Annotated in this window: 3 protein-coding genes; 1 reads left to right on the top strand and 2 read right to left on the bottom strand. The window is 63.0% G+C overall.

What is annotated here, in order from left to right:
* Positions 1-775, top strand: a 775-nt coding sequence (locus V7Q39_RS20270; RefSeq protein ID WP_333818423.1) for an AsmA family protein, incomplete at its 5' end; no start/stop codon positions are given.
* A 21-nt stretch (positions 776-796) separates the two neighbouring features.
* On the opposite strand, the gene V7Q39_RS20265 is transcribed toward V7Q39_RS20270, so the two are convergent.
* Together V7Q39_RS20265 and V7Q39_RS20260 are read right to left on the bottom strand one after the other, a co-directional pair.
* Entirely contained in the window at positions 797-2,995 is a 2,199-nt protein-coding gene (locus V7Q39_RS20265; protein WP_333818422.1) for a fused MFS/spermidine synthase, read from the bottom strand.
* A gap of 155 nt (positions 2,996-3,150) precedes the next feature.
* The coding region (locus tag V7Q39_RS20260) for a GcrA family cell cycle regulator (protein ID WP_333818424.1) at positions 3,151-3,263 on the bottom strand (113 nt) is incomplete at its 5' end.

Here is a 3,263-nt window from a genome sequence, read left to right as displayed (position 1 = left end):
CACCGGAGATTTCGTCGTGAACGGGCGCGGCGGGCTGTCGGTCGGCGGGCGGCTGGCCTTCGCGGGCCTGAAGACGCAGCCCTTGCTGACCGACCTCGCGGGCTGGGACCGGCTGATCGCGACCGGCGATTTCGACCTGGAATTCCTGGGCGTCGGCAATTCCGTCGATGCGATCATGAAAAGCCTGAAAGGGAAGGGGTCGCTGGAGCTGGGCCAGGGCGAGCTGCGGGGTCTCGACATCGCGGGGATGCTGAAGAACCTGGACCCGAACTATGTCGGCGAAGGACAGAAGACGATCTTCGACGGGCTGGCGGGCACCTATACGATCACGGGCGGCGTCCTGTCGAACAGCGACCTGAAACTGGTCGCGCCCTATCTCACCGCCTCGGGTGCGGGCGAGATCGGTCTCGGGACACGCACGCTGAACTACCGCCTGCGGCCCACCGCGCTTGCGGCGCAGGACGGGACGGGCGGGGTGATGGTGCCGCTCTTGATCACCGGGACCTGGGCGGAACCGAAGTTCCGGCTCGATCTCGAAAGCATCGCGCGCGAGAAGATGGAGGCCGAGGCGAAGGCAGCCGCCGCGCGGCTGGAAACGGAAGCCAAGGCCGCCGAAGCCGCCGCCAAGGCCGAACTGGAGCGGCGGCTGAAAGAAGAGCTGGGGGTCGAGGTGGCGCCTGACGAATCCCTCGGCAATGCCACCCGACGCGGAGTGCAGGACGCGCTGGAAGACCAGACCCGCAAGGCGCTGGAGGAGATTTTGAACGGGAACTGACCTCCGCAGGGACCCTCGGGTCTACTTCAACGCCGCCAGAAGGTTGGCGTAGTCATCGGTCCAAAGGTTGATGCTTGGTTCGGGCAGGGGCGCCCAGGCCGGATCGGTCGCGGTAAGGCCAAGGTCCGCAGTTGTTCGCGCCAGCGTCACGACCGTAGACGGAAAGGCCCCGACGGCGCCTTCCAGTTCCTGCGCCCTCTGGGAGCGGTAGCGTCCGATCAGCCCCAGTTCCCGTGCCGCAGCCGCCAATGGCTGAGCCAGATCGTAAAACCGGTTCGAGACATGGAAGACCAGGATGCCGCCTGTGTTCAGCCGGTCAAGGTAAAGCTGAATTGCCTCGGCCGTGGCAAGGTGGACCGGAATGGCATCGGAACTGTAGGCGTCGATGACCAGGATGTCGTATTTCAGATCGGTCTGTTGCTGCAGCACGATCCGGGCATCGCCGACATGGATCTGGGCATCTGGCGCGCAGGTCGACATGAAGCTGAAATACTCTGGATTTTTCGCAATATCGACAACCATGGGGTCGATTTCGTAGAAGTGCCAATCCTGGCCGGGTTTGCTGTAGCAGGCCAGCGCACCAGTACCGAGGCCGATGATTCCAATGGTCCGGGGCGGAATGGCGCGTTCCTCGTTGACGATCTGTGCCATCAGGCCTTTTGGATGATAATACGTCAGGGGCGTTGGTCGCGCGGCGCTTTCTGAAATCAGCTGGGCACCGTGAACAGTCGTGCCGTTCTTGTATTCCCGCATGTCGCCACGCACCGAGATGAGATGCACGCCAAAGAAGCTTCGGTCGATCATCAGGATATTCGCAGTGCCGAACAGCGCCCAGATCCCGATCATGGTCGCGGTGGTTACGGTCGGCACAACGGGCTGCCGGGCAAAGACCACATAGATGACCATCAGGATCGCCACCGCCAGCAGCGTTTTGACGACCGGACCAAGCGCGTGCAGCGCCGTGATGTCCAGAAGCATCGGCGACAGGCCCACCAACGCGAGCACCAGGCCGAGCGCGACCTCGCGCGGGGCATTGGCGGCCGGGCGTCGGATCATCAGCAGTGCAATCAGAGCGACAGTGATCGGATATTCCAGCAGCCGGTCGAAGACCAGAGGCGCGAAGATCGAGTTGAAGAGCCCGCCCAGCGCGCCCCCGACCGACATCGTCAGGTAGAAGACTGTGAGGTACTTCGCATCGGGCCGCGCCTCGAAAAGCATGCGGTGGGCGATCAGGCTGACGACGAAGAAAGCCAAAAGCAAGACGGCAATCCACGCAAGCGTCGCGGTTGGGCGCAGGCTGAAGAACACCAGCACTCCCAGCGCCAGTGGCAGCAGGCGAAGCAGCCGGTCAGCGGTTAGCGGCGAGCGGTTGGAAAAGACTAGCACGAAGGTCAGAAGGTAAAGCGCCAGCGGCACGACCCAGACCAATGGAAAGGATCCAAGGTCGGTGCTGATCTTGGAGGTAACGCAGAGCATCAGCGACGATGGCAGAAAAGCCAGGAATGCCCAGTAGCCCAAGGTCTTGATTCCGGGTTCGGCTCTGTCGGAGGCGGCCGCCTCGCGGGGCGCGCCAGCAGGCTCGGCACCGCGTCGTGCGGCCAGTCCCGAAAGCAGCAGGAGCGGCCCCAGCGCCATAAACCCAACTGACCAGCCACCGGAAATGGCCTTCATGCCGAAAAGCGGCTCGGCCACCAGCGGAAAGGCCAAAAGAGCCACCAGCGAACCCAGGTTGCTGGCCGCATACAGAAAATAGGGGTCGTCGGCGCTGGGGCCACCGCTTCGGCGATACCATGACTGGATCAGTGGCGCATTGGCCGACAGCACACCGAACGGCAGTCCGACCCCAAGCGCATACAGCCACAGTGTCTGTGTCACGACAGGACGCGAGGGATCATATTGCCAGCCCGACGGCACGGCCAATGGCAGGACCGTCATCGCCAGCAGCAAAAGCGCGATATGAATCACCACCTGCGCCAGTGTGGGAACATAGCGCGTCATGAGATGGGCATAGAGATAGCCGCCAATCAGCACCGTCTGGAAGAAGAGCATCGCAGCGGTCCAGACGGCAGGCGCTCCGCCAATCTGCGGCAGGACCATGCGGGTAAACAACGGCTGGACGAAGAACAGCAAAAGTGCGCTGGTGAAGATCGTGGCCGTGAACAGGATCGGAATAAGACGCCCCGAACGCCGATCGCTCTCTGCCGAAGTCATCATCGTCATCGCCCGTCTCCTGCACTGTGCCGCAGCAACAGGACAAGTAAATCGGGCAAATTTGGGCCGAATTGGTGAACAATCCACGAAGCACACCCGGCGACGTCCGCGATACGGCGACGCCGGGGCTGAAACGCTGGCCGAAGATCGGAGGCGCCAGAGCGCTACCGCCGCCGGTCGCGCCTTGCGCTCATCGGCTGGAAGGCGACGCCGACATGTGCTTCGCAATAGGGCTTGCCGGGCAGGCTGGGCAGGCCGCAGAACCAGAAATCATCCG

This window comes from Tabrizicola sp. (genome assembly GCF_036781545.1).
Classification (GTDB): domain Bacteria; phylum Pseudomonadota; class Alphaproteobacteria; order Rhodobacterales; family Rhodobacteraceae; genus Tabrizicola.
The sequence above is the reverse complement of the archived record's forward strand: the minus strand, read 5'-3'. Positions and strand labels throughout refer to the sequence as shown.

Coding starts and splice junctions, on each gene's coding strand:
- V7Q39_RS20265 (WP_333818422.1), bottom strand. CDS start 2,995: ATGACGATGATGACTTCGGCAGAGAGCGATCGGCGTTCGGGGCGTCTT.